Annotated in this window: 16 protein-coding genes and 1 other annotated feature; of the genes, 7 read left to right on the forward strand and 9 right to left on the reverse strand. The window is 51.1% G+C overall.

Annotated features, from left to right (window positions below):
- Positions 1-56 precede the first annotated feature (56 nt).
- Both ACZ5EJ_RS08750 and ACZ5EJ_RS08755 read left to right on the forward strand, forming a co-directional pair.
- Positions 57-686: an SCO family protein gene (locus ACZ5EJ_RS08750; protein ID WP_074456426.1), complete on the forward strand. Its 630-nt coding sequence runs from the start codon at positions 57-59 to the stop codon at positions 684-686.
- Positions 670-1,239, forward strand: a complete 570-nt coding sequence (locus ACZ5EJ_RS08755) for a hypothetical protein (protein ID WP_083331380.1) — start codon at positions 670-672, stop codon at positions 1,237-1,239. The genes ACZ5EJ_RS08750 and ACZ5EJ_RS08755 overlap by 17 nt, the downstream gene beginning before the upstream one ends.
- A 46-nt stretch (positions 1,240-1,285) precedes the next feature.
- Here ACZ5EJ_RS08755 and ACZ5EJ_RS08760 read toward each other — a convergent pair whose 3' ends face one another.
- From ACZ5EJ_RS08760 to rfbA, 3 genes are all read right to left on the reverse strand, one after another.
- The gene (locus ACZ5EJ_RS08760; RefSeq protein ID WP_011634913.1) at positions 1,286-2,203 is read right to left on the reverse strand and encodes a formate/nitrite transporter family protein; all 918 of its coding nucleotides are present in this window, start codon (positions 2,201-2,203) and stop codon (positions 1,286-1,288) included.
- A 350-nt stretch (positions 2,204-2,553) separates the two neighbouring features.
- The gene (gene galE / locus ACZ5EJ_RS08765; RefSeq protein WP_074456428.1) at positions 2,554-3,561 is read right to left on the reverse strand and encodes a UDP-glucose 4-epimerase GalE; all 1,008 of its coding nucleotides are present in this window, start codon (positions 3,559-3,561) and stop codon (positions 2,554-2,556) included.
- Positions 3,562-3,636: 75 nt separating this feature from the next.
- Entirely contained in the window at positions 3,637-4,524 is an 888-nt protein-coding gene (gene rfbA, locus ACZ5EJ_RS08770) for a glucose-1-phosphate thymidylyltransferase RfbA (protein ID WP_074456429.1), read from the reverse strand.
- A gap of 229 nt (positions 4,525-4,753) precedes the next feature.
- On the opposite strand from rfbA, the gene ACZ5EJ_RS08775 reads away from it, so the two are divergent.
- From ACZ5EJ_RS08775 to glcF, 4 genes are read left to right on the forward strand one after another with little or no spacing between them, the layout of a single operon-like run.
- A complete protein-coding gene (locus tag ACZ5EJ_RS08775) occupies positions 4,754-5,674 on the forward strand; it encodes a 2-hydroxy-3-oxopropionate reductase (protein ID WP_011634916.1) in 921 nt (306 codons plus the stop codon).
- Complete coding sequence (locus ACZ5EJ_RS08780) at positions 5,664-7,118, forward strand: FAD-linked oxidase C-terminal domain-containing protein (RefSeq protein WP_464556947.1); 1,455 nt, start codon at positions 5,664-5,666, stop codon at positions 7,116-7,118. The genes ACZ5EJ_RS08775 and ACZ5EJ_RS08780 overlap by 11 nt, the downstream gene beginning before the upstream one ends.
- 24 nt (positions 7,119-7,142) lie before the next feature.
- The gene (glcE, locus tag ACZ5EJ_RS08785; RefSeq protein WP_074456431.1) at positions 7,143-8,243 is read left to right on the forward strand and encodes a glycolate oxidase subunit GlcE; all 1,101 of its coding nucleotides are present in this window, start codon (positions 7,143-7,145) and stop codon (positions 8,241-8,243) included.
- A gap of 3 nt (positions 8,244-8,246) precedes the next feature.
- Positions 8,247-9,509, forward strand: coding sequence for a glycolate oxidase subunit GlcF (gene glcF / locus ACZ5EJ_RS08790; protein ID WP_011634919.1), 1,263 nt, complete (start codon positions 8,247-8,249; stop codon positions 9,507-9,509).
- Positions 9,510-9,534: 25 nt separating this feature from the next.
- Here glcF and ACZ5EJ_RS08795 read toward each other — a convergent pair whose 3' ends face one another.
- The 4 genes from ACZ5EJ_RS08795 to ACZ5EJ_RS08810 all read right to left on the reverse strand — a co-directional run bounded on the left by ACZ5EJ_RS08795 (position 9,535) and on the right by ACZ5EJ_RS08810 (position 14,017).
- On the reverse strand, positions 9,535-10,251 hold the full coding sequence (locus ACZ5EJ_RS08795) for a M48 family metallopeptidase (protein WP_011634920.1): 717 nt from the start codon (positions 10,249-10,251) through the stop codon (positions 9,535-9,537).
- Between the two features lie 24 nt (positions 10,252-10,275).
- A complete protein-coding gene (locus tag ACZ5EJ_RS08800) occupies positions 10,276-11,049 on the reverse strand; it encodes a 5'-methylthioadenosine/adenosylhomocysteine nucleosidase (RefSeq protein WP_011634921.1) in 774 nt (257 codons plus the stop codon).
- A 73-nt stretch (positions 11,050-11,122) separates the two neighbouring features.
- Positions 11,123-12,577 (reverse strand): exodeoxyribonuclease I, encoded by a 1,455-nt coding sequence (gene sbcB / locus ACZ5EJ_RS08805; protein WP_256212107.1) that lies wholly within the window; start codon positions 12,575-12,577, stop codon positions 11,123-11,125.
- Positions 12,578-12,788: 211 nt separating this feature from the next.
- Positions 12,789-14,017 (reverse strand): IS3 family transposase gene (locus ACZ5EJ_RS08810; protein ID WP_464556949.1). Its coding sequence is split into 2 segments (ribosomal slippage): positions 12,789-13,738 and positions 13,738-14,017, totalling 1,230 coding nucleotides; the frame shifts between segments, so codons are not numbered across the junction.
- Positions 13,623-13,739: a sequence feature (AL1L pseudoknot), on the reverse strand. (Overlaps the previous gene by 117 nt.)
- Positions 14,018-14,227: 210 nt before the next feature.
- Between ACZ5EJ_RS08810 and ACZ5EJ_RS08815 the strand changes: the two genes are divergently transcribed.
- Positions 14,228-14,923 (forward strand): phospholipase D family protein, encoded by a 696-nt coding sequence (locus ACZ5EJ_RS08815; RefSeq protein ID WP_011634924.1) that lies wholly within the window; start codon positions 14,228-14,230, stop codon positions 14,921-14,923.
- A gap of 295 nt (positions 14,924-15,218) precedes the next feature.
- On the opposite strand, the gene metF is transcribed toward ACZ5EJ_RS08815, so the two are convergent.
- Together metF and ahcY are read right to left on the reverse strand one after the other, a co-directional pair.
- Positions 15,219-16,073 carry a methylenetetrahydrofolate reductase [NAD(P)H] gene (gene metF / locus ACZ5EJ_RS08820; protein ID WP_011634925.1) on the reverse strand — a complete coding sequence of 285 codons (855 nt, stop codon included), beginning with the start codon at positions 16,071-16,073 and terminating at the stop codon, positions 15,219-15,221.
- Between the two features lie 280 nt (positions 16,074-16,353).
- Entirely contained in the window at positions 16,354-17,790 is a 1,437-nt protein-coding gene (ahcY, locus tag ACZ5EJ_RS08825) for an adenosylhomocysteinase (protein ID WP_074455826.1), read from the reverse strand.

The raw sequence follows: 17,790 nt of genomic DNA on the forward strand, positions 1-17,790 counted from the left end.
GAGTTGCTGGGGAATCTGATAGTAGCACTCGATACACTGCACACGGGGAATAAGGGATGAAAACTTTTCTGGCAACGTTTCTCGTAGTTATCGTGGGATCTCTCGTTCTTTGGGTAAGTACTGACGAAGGACGTGCTTTTACAGCAGAAGAAGCGCGTCGCCTTGAAATCCGTGAAACCCCTCGATCTGTGCCTGACTGGCGCCTGCAGAATCAGGATGCTGAAACTTTCAGAATCCAGGACTGGCACGGACATTTCATTGTGGTAGATTTTATCTACACAAGCTGTCCTGATGTATGCCTGATACTTAGCGGCAATCTTAAAACCCTGCAGAAAGATTTCTCCACTGAAGAGAAATCAGACAAACTTCGCTTCCTCAGCATTAGTTTTGATCCTGAAAAAGATACCCCTCAGCGACTGAAAGAATATTTGCATCATTTTTCTGCCGACTTCAGATACTGGATGGCTGCCCGGCCGATCAATCCTTCCCAGAAAGAAGCCATCCTGGATTTCTTTAAGGTCATCGTAATCCCTGATGAATACGGTGGTTACACTCACTCCGCCGGCTACCATATCATCAATCCAGATGGAAAACTGGTCGCCATATTTGGGATTGAACAGACAGATGAACTTCATACTTACCTGAATCAGGTTCTGGAGGAAAAAGAAAATGTATCCAAAAGCTAAACAGGCATGGTTACTCCTGGCAGCACTGGTCATACTGGCTCTCCCTCCGATGCAGCGATTTCTGGAACAAAGCATGGTAATGCACATGCTTGTTCAGATTCCGGCACTGGCAATCATAGGATGGATGATCGGCAAGATACTGCCTGAAAATTGGAAAAATAATATAGCTCCATGGAACCGATGGGGAATAACAGGCATAGCACTTGCTATTATTATCATGACCTACTGGATGTTGCCACGCGTACAGGATGCTGCTATATCCGAATGGCCTATCGAACTGACAAAATTTATCACTGTACCGATAATGGGCATGGCATTGGGAATAAGTTGGCCTCAACTTAACCCTATCGCACAAGGGGTTCTGAAACTGGAATTTTGGGCTACTTTTATGCGCTTGGGGTGGTTGTATCTTGATCTGCCTGATCGCCTCTGTGCAAATTATCTTTTGAGCGATCAGCGTGTTTTTGGACAACTATTGTTACTGGCTGGAAGTATTTGGGCAGTTGCCTGGACGCTTAGAATCACGTTTGGAATAAAAATTATCAACAACTGAAACCCGCAGTGATCTGCAGGAAGATGGATCACCGCGGGTTTCAGTTTCAGTTACTATGTGTGCGGTACCATAAGGTTGAGTTAAATATTACTGCCCCCAGAATATTGCCGATCGTTACTGGAATCTGATTCCACAGCCACCACTCAGAAATCGTCACGTCAGCGCCTGACAGTATCCCAATCGGGAAGACAAACATATTCACCACCGCGTGCTCAAAACCGAGCGCAAAAAAGGTGGCAATTGGCAGCCAGATCAGCATGACTTTACCCGGCACACTGCGCGATCCCTTAGCAAAAACCGGGCCGAGACTGACCAGCCAGTTACACAGGATTCCCATACCAACGGCGGCAATCCAGCCATTCATCCCATACCCCGCATACGAAACTTTTTTCTCTGCAAGATGGGCCAACGTAGTAAGAACTCCTGGTGGTTCTACTGCCCCTCCCTTGGTCAGCGAAAACCAGAGTAAACAGGCAAAGAAAATACCGCCGACCAGATTGGCTACGAACGTCCAAAACCAGTTACGCACCACACTTCCCAATCCGATTCGCCCTGCAAACAGTGCCATGGGCATTACGGAAAAACTGCCAGTCGCCATCTCCAGACCCAGTATCGCCAGCATGACATAGCCAACCGGAAAAAGCAGGCCTGCTGCTGCCGTCGGCCATCCCTGCGCAACCAGCAACGCACACAATGCCGCACCATAGGCAAGAAACGGAGTGCATAAAAATCCCCGCGTCAGAATCTGTGCAACATTGAATTTGCTTTTCTTGACTGCATCTTCAACGAGATCATGCCCCATCTGCACAGGCAGGACACTATCAATAATCGCGGTCGGATCACTACTTGCCTTAACCGGAGTCATGCTGCCTGCATAACCGCCAGCTGACATACTTTCTGCGATAGCGCTGGATTGAATGACCTGTTCACTTAAAATAACAGAAGGTTTCTCAGATTCTTTCATATTCTCTTTAAGGTAGACTAATTGAGGAAATTACAATAGTGATGCTGTGATTGTATGCACAGCGGGCGGGAATTCTGTCATAACTCAGGATAGCCAGCAAGAAAAATAGTGATGTATATTTAGCAGGTTACGGGCATCCTTCGATGAAGATGAAGAAGGCAGTACTTTACGCAATCGTTAGCTCGAATCATACTAAAAAGCATCCGGAAAATTTTCGGCTGACTATCAATAATCTTTACAGAATCACGGCCTCCTGCGCTACCTGCTGCAGAGATTAAATTACACACCTCAATGTCACCCAGAACCACTCTGGCGTTTACAGTACAAAAGCAAACTGATCTGGTACGGGTTTATACATATCCTTCCGGATTACATTTCTGCCAGCGCCAGTGATCTCGGCACATCGCAGCCAGATCACGCTGCGCATTCCACTCCAGTATCTTTTCAGCCAGTGCAGGATCAGCATAACAAGTCGCCACATCCCCTGCCCGCCTGGGTGATAGCTGATACGGAACATGCTGGCCACTTGCATTCTCAAAAGCCTTGACCACATCCAGCACGCTGTAACCGGTGCCAGTGCCAAGATTGACTGCAAGACACCGCGGTGTGGCAAGGTGCCCCAGCGCACTGAGATGCCCCAGTGCCAAATCCACCACATGAATGTAATCTCGCACGCCGGTTCCATCATGCGTCGGGTAATCACTTCCCCACACATTCAGATGTTCACGCCGCCCCACCGCAACTTGTGCGACGAAAGGCATCAGATTATTGGGAATCCCTTGCGGATCCTCGCCAATCAACCCGCTGTCGTGTGCACCCACAGGATTGAAATAACGCAGGATGGCAATGCGAAATTGAGGATTGGCCCGATACACATCGCGCAACATTTCTTCAATAATAAGTTTGCTGCGGCCATAGGGATTGGTGGCAGATAACGGATGATCTTCCGTCAAAGGTAAACGTTGTGGTTCGCCATAAACAGTTGCCGAAGAGCTGAAAACCAGTGTGTATACAGCACAATTCTGCATTGCGGCCAGCAACCGGAGAGTACTGACAACGTTATTGTCATAATACTCAAGTGGTTTTTCTACCGACTCCCCTACCGCCTTGAGCCCGGCAAAGTGAATGACAGCCTCACAATGGTAATCTTTCAGAACCTTTTCAATGGTCGCCTGGTCTCGCACATCCCCCCTGACTACAGCAAGTTTCTTACCGGTGATTTTTTCTACCCGGCGCAATGCCTCCGGATGGCTGTTGCAAAAATTATCAAACACGACAACCTCATATCCGGCTGTCAGTAATTCGACGCAGGTGTGCGAACCAATGTAACCAGCTCCTCCAGTAACAAGAACCTTCATATCAATACCTTATCAGATCTAAATAAATACCAGATTAAGCAATCACTGCTGCCGCCGCGCAAGCAAAGCTTGTTTTCATCTAAATACGTTTTCCCTAAGTATTTTAAGCAGATACTGGCCATAACCATTTTTGGCCAGTGGCTGGGCCAGCATTTCCAGCTGTGCCGCATCAATCCATCGTTGCCGGTAAGCGATTTCCTCCGGACAGGCCACTTTAAGTCCTTGTCGGTTTTCCAGAGTGGCGATGAACTGGCTGGCATCGAGCAGAGTTGCATGTGTTCCTGTATCCAGCCAGGCGTAACCCCGGCCCATGATTTCCACACTTAACTGATCTTGTTCCAGATATAGGCGATTCAGGTCGGTAATTTCCAGCTCTCCACGTGCCGAGGGCTTAAGCGTTTTAGCAAAATCGGTAACCCGGTCATCGTAGAAATACAGACCGGTTACTGCATAGTTGGATTTAGGCTGCCTGGGTTTTTCTTCCAATAACAGCGCCTTCCCGCGTGCATCAAACTCAACCACGCCATAGCGCTCAGGATCAAGCACATGGTAAGCAAACACACTGGCTCCCTCCGTGCGCGCCATGGCATTGGCCAGTAATTGCTGCAAATCATGGCCGTAGAAAATATTGTCGCCCAGCACCAGTGCAGAAGGGTGATTGCCAATAAACGCTTCTCCGATCAGAAAAGCTTGTGCGAGACCATCCGGTGCAGGCTGTACCGCATATTGCAGATTCAATCCCCATTGCTCACCACTGCCCAGCAATTGCTGAAAACGGGGTGTATCCTGCGGCGTGCTAATGATGAGTATGTCGCGAATACCTGCCAGCATCAGGGTGCTGAGCGGGTAATAGATCATCGGTTTATCAAATACCGGCAATAATTGTTTGCTCAGCGCAAGCGTGGCCGGGTGCAGCCGCGTACCGGAACCGCCAGCAAGAATAATACCTTTTCTATTTGTCATAATGATTTTCTGGCAATCCGCAGAAAAATGAAATTGAAGAATCAAGGAACATGTGAATTCTTGCAGATAGAACTAGTCCATAAAATACGGACTGTTATACTACAAAACTTGCGGCGGATCGTGCGGACACAGACAAATCCGGATGAACCAGCCGGCAAGCAGTTTACCTGTTTTGCCGGAATCACTTAATCGCAGATAAAGACCCATTTTCTCAGTCACACTGTTCAACATGAAAAATATCGGTTTTATTGGTCTGGGTATCATGGGAAAACCCATGGTCAGCCATCTTATCCGGGGAGGCTACCCGGCTTATCTCCATTCCCGCAGTGGCGTGCCCGATGAGTTGACAGCCCTGGGTGGAATTGCCTGTCCTACACCCAAGGCTGTCGCAGAGCAGACGGATATTATTATTCTGATGTTACCGGATACGCCGGATGTCGAAAAAGTGCTGTTTGCTGAAAACGGTGTCATGTCGGGCCTGTCCGCAGATCCAGCCCGATCGAAAATTATCATCGACATGAGTACGATTTCACCAATTAGAACCCGTGATTTCGTCAGACGAATCAACCAATCCGGGCATGATTATGCAGATGCCCCCGTATCAGGTGGCGATATCGGCGCCCGGAACGCCGCGCTAACCATCATGATCGGCGCAACTGAACCGGTTTTTGCAAGAATCAAACCCATCCTGGCGTTAATGGGAAAAACCGTCACCCGCATCGGCGAGCCAGGTACTGGACAGATCTGCAAGGCAGCCAATCAGATCATTTCCGCCCTGACGCTTGAAGCAGTGGCCGAAGCGCTGGTATTTGCTTCCAAGGCCGGGGCGGATCCAAACAAGGTCAGACAAGCGTTGCTGGGTGGATTTGCTGCTTCACGCATTCTGGAAGTACACGGGGAACGTATGCTCAAACATGCCTTCACACCTGGCTTTCGCGTCGATTTGCATATGAAGGATCTGGGGATTGCGCTGGATTGCGCTACGGAGCTGGGCGTCAGCCTGCCGGGTACTGCGCTGACTCAATCGCTTTATAACGCCTGCGTTGCACAGGAAGACACGATGCTGGATAGCTCAGTCATCGTGCGTATCCTCGAAAAATTGGCCGGACATACTATCAATCCATCCACAGCAACCTCTCATGAATCGTAAGCAACTGATTACAGCCTTTCTGAAGTTTCTGCCTGAAGAAGCGATACTTTACGAGGCGGAAGATTTAAGGCCGTATGAATGTGATGCCCTGTCCGCCTACCGGCAGATGCCCATGATTGTCGTGCTGCCGCGCACAGAAGCTGAAATTGCCGCTATCCTGCAAATCTGTCATGCTGGACAGGTTCCGGTCGTAGCACGCGGCTCCGGCACCGGTCTGTCCGGTGGAGCACTACCTCACGCAGAAGGCGTTTTGCTGTCATTGGCCAAACTGAACCGCATTCTGGATATCGATCCTGCTGCCTGCACTGCACGTGTTCAACCTGGTGTGCGTAACCTGGCTATCAGCGAAGCCGCTGCAAGCTATGAAATGTATTACGCACCCGATCCTTCCTCACAGATCGCCTGTAGTATTGGTGGAAATGTGGCGGAAAACTCTGGGGGGGTGCACTGCCTCAAATATGGACTCACCGTTCATAATATTTTGCGCTTGCGTGTACTGACAATTGAAGGTGACGTGCTGGAAATCGGTGCTGACGCACTCGATAGCCCCGGTTTTGATTTGCTTGCTCTGATGACAGGCAGCGAGGGCATGCTGGGCATTGTCACCGAAATCACGGTAAAACTGCTTCCCAAACCGGAAACAGTGAAACTGGTCATGGCCGTGTTCGACGATATCAGCAAAGCCGGGGATGCTGTCGCCAACGTCATTCAGGCAGGTATTATTCCGGCCGGTATGGAGATGATGGATAAAATTACCATCCACGCCGTTGAGGATTTCGTACACGCAGGCTACGATCTTGAAGGTGCAGCGATTTTGCTGTGCGAATCTGACGGCATGGCGGAAGAAGTAGCCGATGAAATCAAACAGATCCAGACCATTCTGCAAGCCAGTGGCGCTGTCCGGATCAGCCTTGCGCGAGATGAAGCCGAACGGCAGCTTTTCTGGGCCGGACGGAAAGCCGCCTTTCCGGCAGCCGGCCGGGTTTCACCGGATTACTACTGTATGGACGGCACCATTCCACGCAAGCATTTGGCACATGTGCTGGAACAAATTGAGCAACTTTCAGCTGAATACGGTCTGCACTGCATGAATGTGTTTCACGCGGGAGACGGTAATCTGCACCCGCTGATTCTGTACGACGCCAATCAACCGGGCGAACTGGAGAAAGCAGAAGCCTTTGGCGCACGCATACTGGAAATCTGCATTCAATCCGGCGGATCATTGACCGGCGAACACGGTGTAGGCATCGAAAAACTCAACCAGATGTGCCTACAATTCAATGATGCCGAACGTGATCTGTTCCATGCGGTCAAGGCGGCATTCGATCCGCAATCGCTGCTCAATCCAGGCAAAGCCATTCCCGAACTGCACCGTTGCGCCGAATTCGGGGCGATGCATGTCCATCGAGGCGCTGAAAAATTTCCAGACATACCCAGGTTCTAATCAGACATACCCAAGTTCTAATTTATGCAAGATCAAACCATTCTCGATCAGCTCATCCAGACCGTTACAGAAGCAGCCGAATATAAACAGGCGTTATGCATCCGGGGAGGCGGCAGCAAGGATTTTTACGGCAACCCGCAGGCGTTGCAACCTCCTGCGCTCAACACAGCTACCTGGCAGGGAATCGTCGATTATGAACCCAGTGAGTTGGTTATCACTGCTCGCGCCGGAACACCGCTGGCCGAGCTGGAGAAGCTGCTGCATGATCATGGTCAGATGCTGGCTTTTGAACCTCCTTGCTTCAATACATCCGCTACGCTGGGCGGCTGTGTCGCTGCCGGATTATCCGGCCCCAGACGCGCCTACACCGGCGCAGTACGCGACTATGTATTAGGTATCGGATTGCTGGATGGCCAGGGCAGAACCCTGTCTTTTGGGGGGCGTGTCATGAAGAACGTGGCCGGTTATGATGTCTCCCGCCTGATGACAGGCGCCATGGGCACGCTGGGGGTATTGCTCGAAGTGTCACTTAAGGTACTCCCTAAGCCGGCTGTAGAACGCACCCTGTGCATTCAGACCAACATGCCCCAAGCGATCGGAATCATGCGCCGCTGTGCAGCTGAACCGCTGCCGGTTTCCGCTACCTGTTTTCATGAGAATCAGCTTTATGTCCGGCTTTCCGGTGCTGAATCCGCCGTGCACACGGCACATGCCAGACTGGGCGGAGATGAAATCAAAGATAAGGGAAGTTGCGAGGAAAATTTCTGGAAATCCGTCAGGGATCACACCCATCCGTTTTTCCAGCAAGGAAAATCGAATGGCAAATCGCTGTGGCGGCTGTCGATCCAATCGACCACCCCTCCGCTTTCGCTGCCAGGTGAACAACTGATCGAATGGGGCGGTGCACTGCGCTGGCTGGTGACAGACGAAGATACCGATGCTGCCAAGATCCGCAACCTTGCTTCCGGTGCCGGCGGCCATGCCACTCTATTCCATGGCAATAAAACCGCAATCCCCGTATTTCACCCGCTTTCCCCTGCCCTGCTTAAAATCCACCAGAGACTGAAGCAACAGTTTGATCCGGCAGGTATTCTGAATCCGCAACGACTGTATGCCGAGTTTTAAACCATGCAAACCCGTCTGACTGATCTGATTAAAGACACCCCGGAAGGCAAGGAAGCCGATGCCATTCTGCGCAGTTGTGTGCATTGTGGCTTCTGCCTTGCTACCTGCCCCACCTACCAACTGCTGGGAAACGAGCTGGATAGCCCGCGTGGGCGAATTTATCTGATCAAGCAGATGCTGGAAGGCCAGGAGGTAACAGAAAAAACGCAGCTGCATCTCGATCGCTGCCTGACCTGTCGCGCCTGCGAAACCACCTGTCCATCCGGGGTACAGTACGGGCGTCTGCTTGATATCGGCCGGGGCATGGTCGAACAGCAAATCCAGCGTACGCCTTATGCAACATTCAAGCGCTATACCTTGCGCAAACTGCTGCCCAACCGTACTCTCTCCAGCTTTTTCATGGGCGTTGCCCGCTTGAGTCGCCCGCTGCTCCCCGCCCGGCTGAAAAGAACGATCTTACCGAAGCCGGTAACTGCACGCAGCCTCTCCGGCAAAACCCACACACGCTCCATGCTGATACTCGCTGGTTGTGTACAGCCGGCCATGACACCCAACACCAACCACGCTACCACACGCGTGCTGGACAGGCTCGGCATCTCGGTCATCACCGCGGAACAGGCCGGCTGCTGCGGTGCACTGGCTTATCACCTTAATGCGCAGGAAGAAGGATTGAACGCCATGCGCCGCAATATCGATGCATGGTGGCCTTTTGTCACGCGATCCGAGAATCCGGTTGAGGCCATTATCGTCACGGCCAGCGGCTGCGGCGTCACTGTCAAGGATTACGGACATCTGCTGCAACACGACCCAGTTTATGCCGAGAAAGCAGAACGAATTTCCAGCCTGACCCGCGACATCAGTGAAATCATCACGGCCGAAACCTCCACACTGATTCCGTTGTTGGAAGCAGCGAAAACCGCATCGAAATCCTCCTCGTTCCCACGCAACCTTGCCTTTCATACCCCCTGCACCTTACAACATGGCATGAAACTGAAAGGAAAAGTCGAACCGATTCTGCAAGCAGCGGGCTTTAACCTCACCAAAGTCGCTGACCCCCATCTCTGCTGCGGTTCAGCGGGCACTTATTCCATCCTGCAACCCAAACTTTCTCGTCAGCTACGTGATAACAAGATTACTGCATTGACCATGGAAAACCCCGATCTGGTGGTTACCGCCAATATCGGCTGCCAGATGCACCTGCAAGGCGGCACCCGGCTGCCTGTACGCCACTGGATTGAACTGCTGGATGAAACCCTGGGCGGATAATCCCCAAATATCAGGGAAACGCTCTTTATCCGCGCGGCCGCACCGCCGCCAGCGGCAATTGATTCAGCTCCGCCGTGGCCTCGCGCCAGGCTGGATAATACTGATCCATCAATGCAACAAACCGTTTGTTATGTGATGCTTCAAGTAAATGAACCATCTCGTGCACGACAACATACTCAAGTAAATCCTTCGGTCTGGTGACCAGATCGGTATTCAGTCGGATATGGCGGGTACGCGGGTTACAACTACCCCAACGGGTTTTCATTCGCTGCAAAAAATAGGCAGACACACTCACACCCAGCCGATCCTGCCATTGCTCGATCAAACCGGGCACCACACCATGCAGCAAGGATTTGTACCAGGCATGCATCACCGCGGCACGCCTGGATAAATCACTGCCCGGACGCACCTGCAGGATGATGGACTGCTGATTCAGCAACACACAAGGTTTGGCTTGTTTCTCCACCACCTGCAGCACATAATGATGACCCCATACGGTATGGCTTTCATGCTCAACCAACTGCCGGGGTGCTTCTCTAACCTGCGATTGCAGTTTTGTCTGCTGCTTTTGAATCCAGGATAGTTTTGAAACAGCGAAAGCGTGTATTACCACCAGCTGAATACCAATTGGGGCAACCAGCGTTACTCGTCCATCTGGCGCAAGCACCCTCAAGTAAATATGTTTCACTCTCTTGCGCTGCATGAAAATCGTAAGATCTCCCAGCTTGATCTGCTCGCTCACCAGTCACTCCGCTCATCTTTGATTCTATGCAACCCCGACCAACTGTCGCTGCAAAAAGCCTGCGATGATGTGATCTGCATAAGGTCGTGCAACCTCACAGATGAAGCGCGGGAAATCGATGTGAGCGCTGTCATCGGCGCGATCAGAAATGGTGCGCACGGCAGCGAACGGTTTGCCAAAGTCACTGCACACCTGTGCTACTGCAGCGCCTTCCATCTCGACAGCGAGCGCCTGGTGGCCGGCTGCGGCGAGCGTGGTACGCAGCGCAATTGATTCAGCCAAGGTACTGACAAAACGATCTCCACTGACGATTAAACCCTGGTGCACCCGCGCTAAATGAGTGCGCGCGACACCACTGCTCCGAGGTATATCAGCTTGGGTATTTGTCAGATAAGCGTGCGCCGCTGCAAATAATAGAGTAGACAGTTCCGGATCGCAGGCAAATTGTGTACAGCCATAACCTGGTACTTCCCAACGCGGGAAAATGGGCGATGCATCCATATCGTGCTGCAGAAATTGCGTAGCGATGACCACATCACCCACCTGCACACCTTCCCCCATACCACCAGCCACACCCGTAAACACGATGCGCTGCGCACCCAATCGTTCAAACAGCACAACAGCTGTTGTCGCCGCTGCCACCTTGCCAATGCCAGATAATCCCAGCACCACTGTCTGGCCATGCAGACGACCGCGCCAAAATACACGCCCCGCATACTGAAACTGCTCCCGTTGCTCCAGCGCCTGTACCAAACCGCCCTGTTCTTCTGGCAAAGCACTCAAAATTGCTGTAGTCATTGATAGATATTAAAAAATCCGGAAATTTTTGATGTAACCCAATTTCGCATCGGCATTGCTCATAGAAGAACAGTTAATCGGGCCAGGGCAGATCATTTTCCTGTGCCAGCGCCCTGCCCCATGCTTCCAGTTCGTTCAGGATTTCCTGCTGTGCCTGTTGCGGACAATCGGTACGCAGTTGTATCAGCTTCTGACGGTATTTGTTTAATGTCAGGCTACCGTTGATAGCATCTTCACCGAGCTGTCTGCGGCAATGGACTTGCCAGCGGTGTTTTTCCTGGGCCGACAAGGTATCGGGAAAGTTGCGGGCACGATAGCGAAACAGCAGTTCAGCATAACGTCCATCCTGAAATTCTTCTGAGAGATCAATCAGTCTCTCCGGTTCTGAATCGCGCACGAGCGGGAACAGGTTACGGTCGTGATCGTTTGCAAAACCATCGTACAACGCCAGATCAGCATCATTTTCTGGAAAAATCTTGCCATTTGAATACGCTTGCCTGATCCGCTGCATGAAATCCGGATGCTGCAGTAACAGTTGCCAGTGTTGCTGACATTGTTCGTCATTCAGTCCGATTCGTTTGGCAATCTCATCATTAAGAACTTTCTGTGGCGCCAGTGCCGGACATTTGTTCAGCCTAATCGTCTTGACCGGCAGGCGCTGCTGCCCTTCCGCCAATTCCAATTTGGGCGTGAACAGACGTTCCACCAGCGCATCAACATTCAGCTGCATAAATTCAGCAGGATCATGCCGCAAGTCGTAAACCAGAATACTGTTGGTATTGCCTGTTTCAGGCAGCAGCGGCATCACCAGCGTGGTGCAACCTTGTTCGGATGGATACATACGCGAGGTATGCAATACCGGGGTATGTGCTGTCAGATCGAGCAGACGAGATGCTTCACGCTTATCCCGCAAACGGAACAGCCAGTCATACAAACGCGGCTGCCGGTCACGTAGCAAGCGAGCCAGTGCGATGGTGGCGCGAACATCGGATAACGCATCGTGCGCACTATCATGCATTAACCCGTTGGCAGCGGTAATATCCTCCAATCGGAAACTAGGCTTCCCTTCCCCATTGACCGGCCAGTTGATGCCTTCCGGACGCAGAGCAAAAGTCATGCGGGCGAGGTCGATCACATCCCAGCGCGAATTGCCGGACTGCCATTCGCGTGCATAGGGATCGTAGAAATTGCGATACAGCGCAAAGCGGGTGACTTCATCATCAAACCGTAGCGTGTTATAGCCCACCCCGCAGGTACCCGGTTGTGCCAGCTGTGCATGAATCAGTGCGATGAATTCCGGTTCCGGCAACCCTCTGGTTGCTGCCATTTGTGGTGTGATACCGGTAAGCAGACAAGCTTCCGGATGCGGCAGCCGATCACGCGCCGGTTTGCAATAAATCACCAGCGGATCGCCAATTTCATTGAGCGCTTCATCCGTCCTCAGCCCAGCAAACTGAACCGGCCGATCCTGACGAGGGTTCGCACCGGAGGTTTCATAATCGTGCCAGTAGAGTGTTGAGGTATCCATTCGCATAATGGTGGTTAGTCCGTAACAGGTTGGAAAACGCGGATTTATTTTCCCGATCCATTCCTGAATAACCGGGTCTTAACAAAAATCTCGAATCAATCCTGATCTGCCCAGAGAACATATATCGCTTGTTTCAAAGCTGCTTTCCTACCTTTTAGCGTATAGGTACAGATGAATCGTCCCGGGTTTTGAGGAGGCTGTTTGGTTAAAGTCAAGCCACCGGAATGGCTTCCCTGGCGAATTGCCTATAGTAGTTTACCTCAGCTTCTGCGGGAGGGATGTAACCGATTGGTTCCAGCAGCCGCTGGTTGTTGAACCAGGCTACCCATTCCAGCGTTGCCAGCTCCACGGCCTCCCTGGTTTTCCAGGGGGCGCGCTTGTGAATCAATTCTGTTTTGTACAGCCCATTGATGGTTTCTGCCAGCGCGTTGTCGTAGCTGTCGCCCTTGCTGCCGACCGAGGGTTTTATTCCGGCTTCGGCGAGTCGCTCGGTATAGCGAATGGAGACATATTGCGAGCCTCTGTCGCTATGGTGTACCAAGGCATCCATCCGCCCCGGTTGCCGGGCATACAGCGCTTGTTCCAGGGCATCCAGCACAAAGTCCGTGCGCATGGAGCTGCTCACCTGCCAGCCCACAATGCGCCGGGCAAATACATCGATGACGAAAGCCACATACAGCCAGCCTTGCCAGGTCGAGACATAGGTGAAGTCTGACACCCACAACTGGTTCGGACGATCTGCCTTGAATTGCCGGTTAACCCGATCCAGTGGACACGGCAGCGCCTTGTCCGGAACTGTGGTGCGCACAACCTTGCCACGCCTGGCACCTTTCAGCCCTAACCGTTTCATGAGCCGTTCGACCGTACAGCGTGCCACCTGGACATCTTCACGCTTAAGCTGACGCCAGACCTTGTCGGCACCATAGACCTGCATGTTGGTCTGCCAGACCCGCTGTATTTGCGGCAGCAGTTTATCATCACGCAGGACGCGGGCACTGCGCAAAGCCGGATTACGCTGTTGCGCGGAATATCGCCGATACCCTGATGGGGCGACCTGCAAAACCTTGCAGATCGGCTCGACCCCATGGGCGTCGCGGTACTGGTCGATGAACGATCTCAGGATTTGAGTTTGCGGTCGAGCTCCGCCTGAGCGAAAAAAGCACTGGCCAGCTTCAGAATCTCATTCGCCTTGCGCAATTCCTTTACTTCGCGTTCCAGGGCTTTGATGCGGTCGCGCTCTTCGCTGGTCACACCGTCTCGCAAGCCGGTATCAGTCTCGTGTTTGCGCACCCATTCAAGCAATGTGTGGGCTGAACAGCCGATCTTCGGCGCAATGGATTCAATCGTCGACCACAGCGAGGGATACTCACTGCGGTGTTCCTGCACCAGACGGACTGCGCGCGCTCTTACTTCGGGGGAATATTTATTTGATTTGTTCATGGCTCCATCTTCTCAGATAGTGGAGCCTCCTCAAAACCCGGGGCGGTTCACAGAAAAATATCTATACATGTCCATCCTGGTTAAAGCTTTGCACCAAACCCCCGTTAAATATGGCTATCAACAGATCTATTTTATCAGCCTGAACCGGGCATTTGATGTCGTATAGATTACATTAATATCTTCATTAAATTATTCATTCATGGATCTACAATGGTAAAGTTCCTCAACACAAGTGCGACAAATTACTTCCTCGAAGAACTCATAAAAAGTGCAAAGGATCGGCTCATCCTCATCAGCCCATTCCTTCGCCTGAATGACAGAATCAAAGAATTGCTGGAAGATAAAAATCGCCTGAAAATTGACGTAAGAGTCGTCTACGGAAAAAGTGAACTCCAGCCAGAAGAAATTAGCTGGCTTACTGAACTCTTCTATTTACGGACTAGTTTTTGCAAGAACCTGCACGCAAAATGCTATCTCAATGAAGAATTATGCATTATCACCAGCTTGAATCTCTACGAATTCAGTCAAGTTAACAACAACGAAATGGGTGTGCTCATTCAGCGCTCTGAAGATGCCGAGCTTTATCAGGAAGCTTACGAAGAAGCACAACGCATCATCCGTATCAGTGATGAAGTACGCATTTCAGTCGAGACCATCGGAAAGGAATCGGAATCAACAGCTGAAGCCGATGAGCAGTCCACAGACAAGCTAACAACTTCCAAGCTGGCGCAAAAGATCGGAATCAAAACTATCGATCTTATAGAGCAATTGACGCACGCTGGTTATCTCGAAGTACGGGACGGTAAAAATTACATCACATTCAAAGGGAAAAATGCCGGGGGTGAATTCCGCATGAGTCCAAAGTATGGCCCTTATTTCCTTTGGCCTGAAAGCTTCCGACTGTAATAATTATCAGCCATTCATATACCACATCCAGAATATTCTTCAGGAGCCACCCTCAAACATGAGACAAATGATTTGTAAAGTATTTGTTAGCCCACCCCCATATAACAATTCATTCAGGCCAATACTGTTTTGATGTGGTTTAATGAAACCACATCAAAGTGTTGGATCTGTTCACCCCTGAGGAGTGTGCCAACTACCTTGCTTCATGTGGATATATAAACAAGTAAATTCAAAATGATCTAACCTTTCTCTTTGGCTACCAAATAATAATCCGCAGAAAGCCGTTACATTTTTTTCAATGCCCCGTTAGCCCCAACCGCTGCCAGATTTTTGTGGGTAGTACGGCCGAGTTAAGCGTGTAGAAATGCAGGCCGGGTGCACCGGCTTCCAGCAGGCGCGCACAAAGTGCGGTGACCACATCCAGCCCGAATGCCTGGATGGAAGGGATGTCATCACCAAAGCTCTCCAGTTTTTTGCGAATCCAGCGGGGTATCTCCGCTCCACAGCCATCGGAAAATCTTGCCAGTTGGGAAAATTTGCTGATCGGCATGATGCCGGGAACGATTGGGACACTGATATTCGCAGCTTCGCACATCTCTACGAAATGCAGATAGGCATCGACGTTATAGAAAAACTGGGTAATCGCTGCATTGGCACCTGCCTCAACTTTTCGTCTGAAGTTGGTGAAATCCTCCAGTGCGGAACGTGCCTGTGGATGATATTCCGGATAAGCTGCCACTTCGATCCAGAAAGTATCGCCGAACTCCTTGCGGATAAATGCCACCAGCTCATTGGCATAGCGGAATTCACCCGCCTGCGCCATGCCCGAAGGCAGATCACCACGCAACGCGATAATGTGGCGGATATTGTGGCTGTGATATTTTTCAAGAATGGAGCGGATATTGTCGCGGGTGGAACCGATACAGGATAGATGCGGCGCTACCGGGGAACCTTCTGCCTGGATTTCCAGCACGGTTTCCAGCGTCCGCTCCCGAGTGGAGCCACCTGCACCGAATGTTACCGAAAAGAACTTCGGGTTGAAGCGGGCAAGTTGTATACGCGTTGCCCGCAGTTTTTCCATGCCTTCCGGTGTCTGCGGCGGGAAAAACTCAAAACTGAATGTGGGCGTAAAATTTTTCTGGGATAACATCTGGACTTACTTCCATTGGCCACTTCCCTTCAAAGGAAGCAGTAGTGAGAATTTATGAAATAAAACCCAAATTTTCCATCAGATCCTTGCAGCAGCGAAAAACAACCTTTCAAAATCTGCTGGATTGCTTGACACCTACAGTGCTCGCAAAGACGGTATTTTGTCACCTGTTGAATTTCGCATCTTCTGCCCTGATGAAGAACCCGGGATAAAGCCGGGGGAATACAACTGTCGCTTTGACAGCGATTTCTCCGGCTTCAATCAGTTCAACCACTCAAACTCAATAACGGTACATCTCGGGTTTATAAGGTCCGTTTTTATCGAGATTGAGGTAGTGCGCCTGCTCGTCGGTCAGTTCGGTCAGCTTCACACCCAGTTTACCCAGATGCAGACGCGCAACCATTTCATCCAGCTGTTTAGGAAGTACATACACCTTCTTCTGGTAATCTTTACCGTTTTGCCAGAGTTCCATCTGCGCCAGCACCTGATTGGTGAAGGAGCTGGACATGACAAAAGACGGATGGCCGGTAGCACACCCCAGATTAACGAGACGTCCTTGTGCCAGCACGATGATGCGGCGGCCAGTCGGGAAGATGACATGATCAACCTGTGGCTTGATGTTTTCCCACTGGTACTTCTGAACTGAGGCAATATCGATTTCAGAATCGAAGTGGCCGATGTTGCATACGATCGCCTGATTCTTCATTTTCAGCATGTGGTCATGGGTGATCACACGCAGATTGCCGGTGGCGGTGACGAAAATATCTGCTTTATCACAGGCATCGTCCATGGTCACCACACGATATCCTTCCATCGCCGCCTGCAATGCACAGATTGGATCAATCTCGGTAATCCAGACAGTTGCTCCCAGGCCGCGCAATGACTGCGCACAGCCTTTGCCGACATCGCCATAACCACAAATCACAGCTATTTTTCCGGCAATCATTACATCGGTTGCGCGTTTGATGCCATCCACCAATGATTCACGGCAACCATAAAGATTATCGAATTTGGATTTGGTGACTGAATCATTGACATTGATCGCCGGGAATGGAAGTTCACCTTTCTTTTCCATTTCGTACAGGCGATGTACACCGGTTGTGGTTTCTTCTGTCACACCGCGAATTCCGGCAAGGTTACGCGAGTACCAGCCCGGATGGCTGGTAAGACGGCTACGGATGGAAGCAAACAGTACCTGTTCTTCCTCATTGGACGGATTGGCAATCACGGAAGGATCGCGTTCAGCCCTGCTGCCAAGGATGAGCAGTAAGGTGGCATCCCCGCCATCATCCAGAATCATATTGGCGGCATGCGAGCCATCACTGGTCCATTCAAATATCTGGTGAGCGTAGTCCCAATATTCCTTCAGTGATTCTCCCTTGTAGGCAAATACTGGAATATCGCGGGCGGCAATCGCCGCAGCAGCATGATCCTGGGTGGAGAAAATATTGCAGGAAGCCCAGCGGACTTCTGCACCCAGTGCCACCAGTGTTTCAATTAACACGGCGGTCTGGATAGTCATGTGCAGGGAACCGGCAATTCTGGCCCCTGCCAGCGGCTTCTTGCCGGCATACTGTTCGCGCAGCGCCATCAAACCGGGCATTTCAGTTTCGGCAATGGCAATTTCCTTTCTGCCCCAATCTGCCAATGACAAATCAGCCACCTTGCAGTCGGTAAAAACAGAGTTGTCCACTACGGGGTTGATTGTTGCACTCAT

This window comes from Nitrosomonas sp. TNE100 (assembly GCF_055387135.1).

Excerpts from the sequence above, each read along its gene's own strand:
- ACZ5EJ_RS08750 (WP_074456426.1), top strand. The coding sequence starts at position 57 with ATGAAAACTTTTCTGGCAACGTTTCTCGTAGTTATCGTGGGATCTCTC.
- ACZ5EJ_RS08755 (WP_083331380.1), top strand. The coding sequence starts at position 670 with ATGTATCCAAAAGCTAAACAGGCATGGTTACTCCTGGCAGCACTGGTC.
- ACZ5EJ_RS08760 (WP_011634913.1), bottom strand. The coding sequence starts at position 2,203 with ATGAAAGAATCTGAGAAACCTTCTGTTATTTTAAGTGAACAGGTCATT.
- galE (WP_074456428.1), bottom strand. The coding sequence starts at position 3,561 with ATGAAGGTTCTTGTTACTGGAGGAGCTGGTTACATTGGTTCGCACACC.
- rfbA (WP_074456429.1), bottom strand. The coding sequence starts at position 4,524 with ATGACAAATAGAAAAGGTATTATTCTTGCTGGCGGTTCCGGTACGCGG.
- ACZ5EJ_RS08775 (WP_011634916.1), top strand. The coding sequence starts at position 4,754 with ATGAAAAATATCGGTTTTATTGGTCTGGGTATCATGGGAAAACCCATG.
- ACZ5EJ_RS08780 (WP_464556947.1), top strand. The coding sequence starts at position 5,664 with ATGAATCGTAAGCAACTGATTACAGCCTTTCTGAAGTTTCTGCCTGAA.
- glcE (WP_074456431.1), top strand. The coding sequence starts at position 7,143 with ATGCAAGATCAAACCATTCTCGATCAGCTCATCCAGACCGTTACAGAA.
- glcF (WP_011634919.1), top strand. The coding sequence starts at position 8,247 with ATGCAAACCCGTCTGACTGATCTGATTAAAGACACCCCGGAAGGCAAG.
- ACZ5EJ_RS08800 (WP_011634921.1), bottom strand. The coding sequence starts at position 11,049 with ATGACTACAGCAATTTTGAGTGCTTTGCCAGAAGAACAGGGCGGTTTG.
- sbcB (WP_256212107.1), bottom strand. The coding sequence starts at position 12,577 with ATGGATACCTCAACACTCTACTGGCACGATTATGAAACCTCCGGTGCG.
- ACZ5EJ_RS08815 (WP_011634924.1), top strand. The coding sequence starts at position 14,228 with ATGGTAAAGTTCCTCAACACAAGTGCGACAAATTACTTCCTCGAAGAA.
- metF (WP_011634925.1), bottom strand. The coding sequence starts at position 16,073 with ATGTTATCCCAGAAAAATTTTACGCCCACATTCAGTTTTGAGTTTTTC.
- ahcY (WP_074455826.1), bottom strand. The coding sequence starts at position 17,790 with ATGAGTGCAACAATCAACCCCGTAGTGGACAACTCTGTTTTTACCGAC.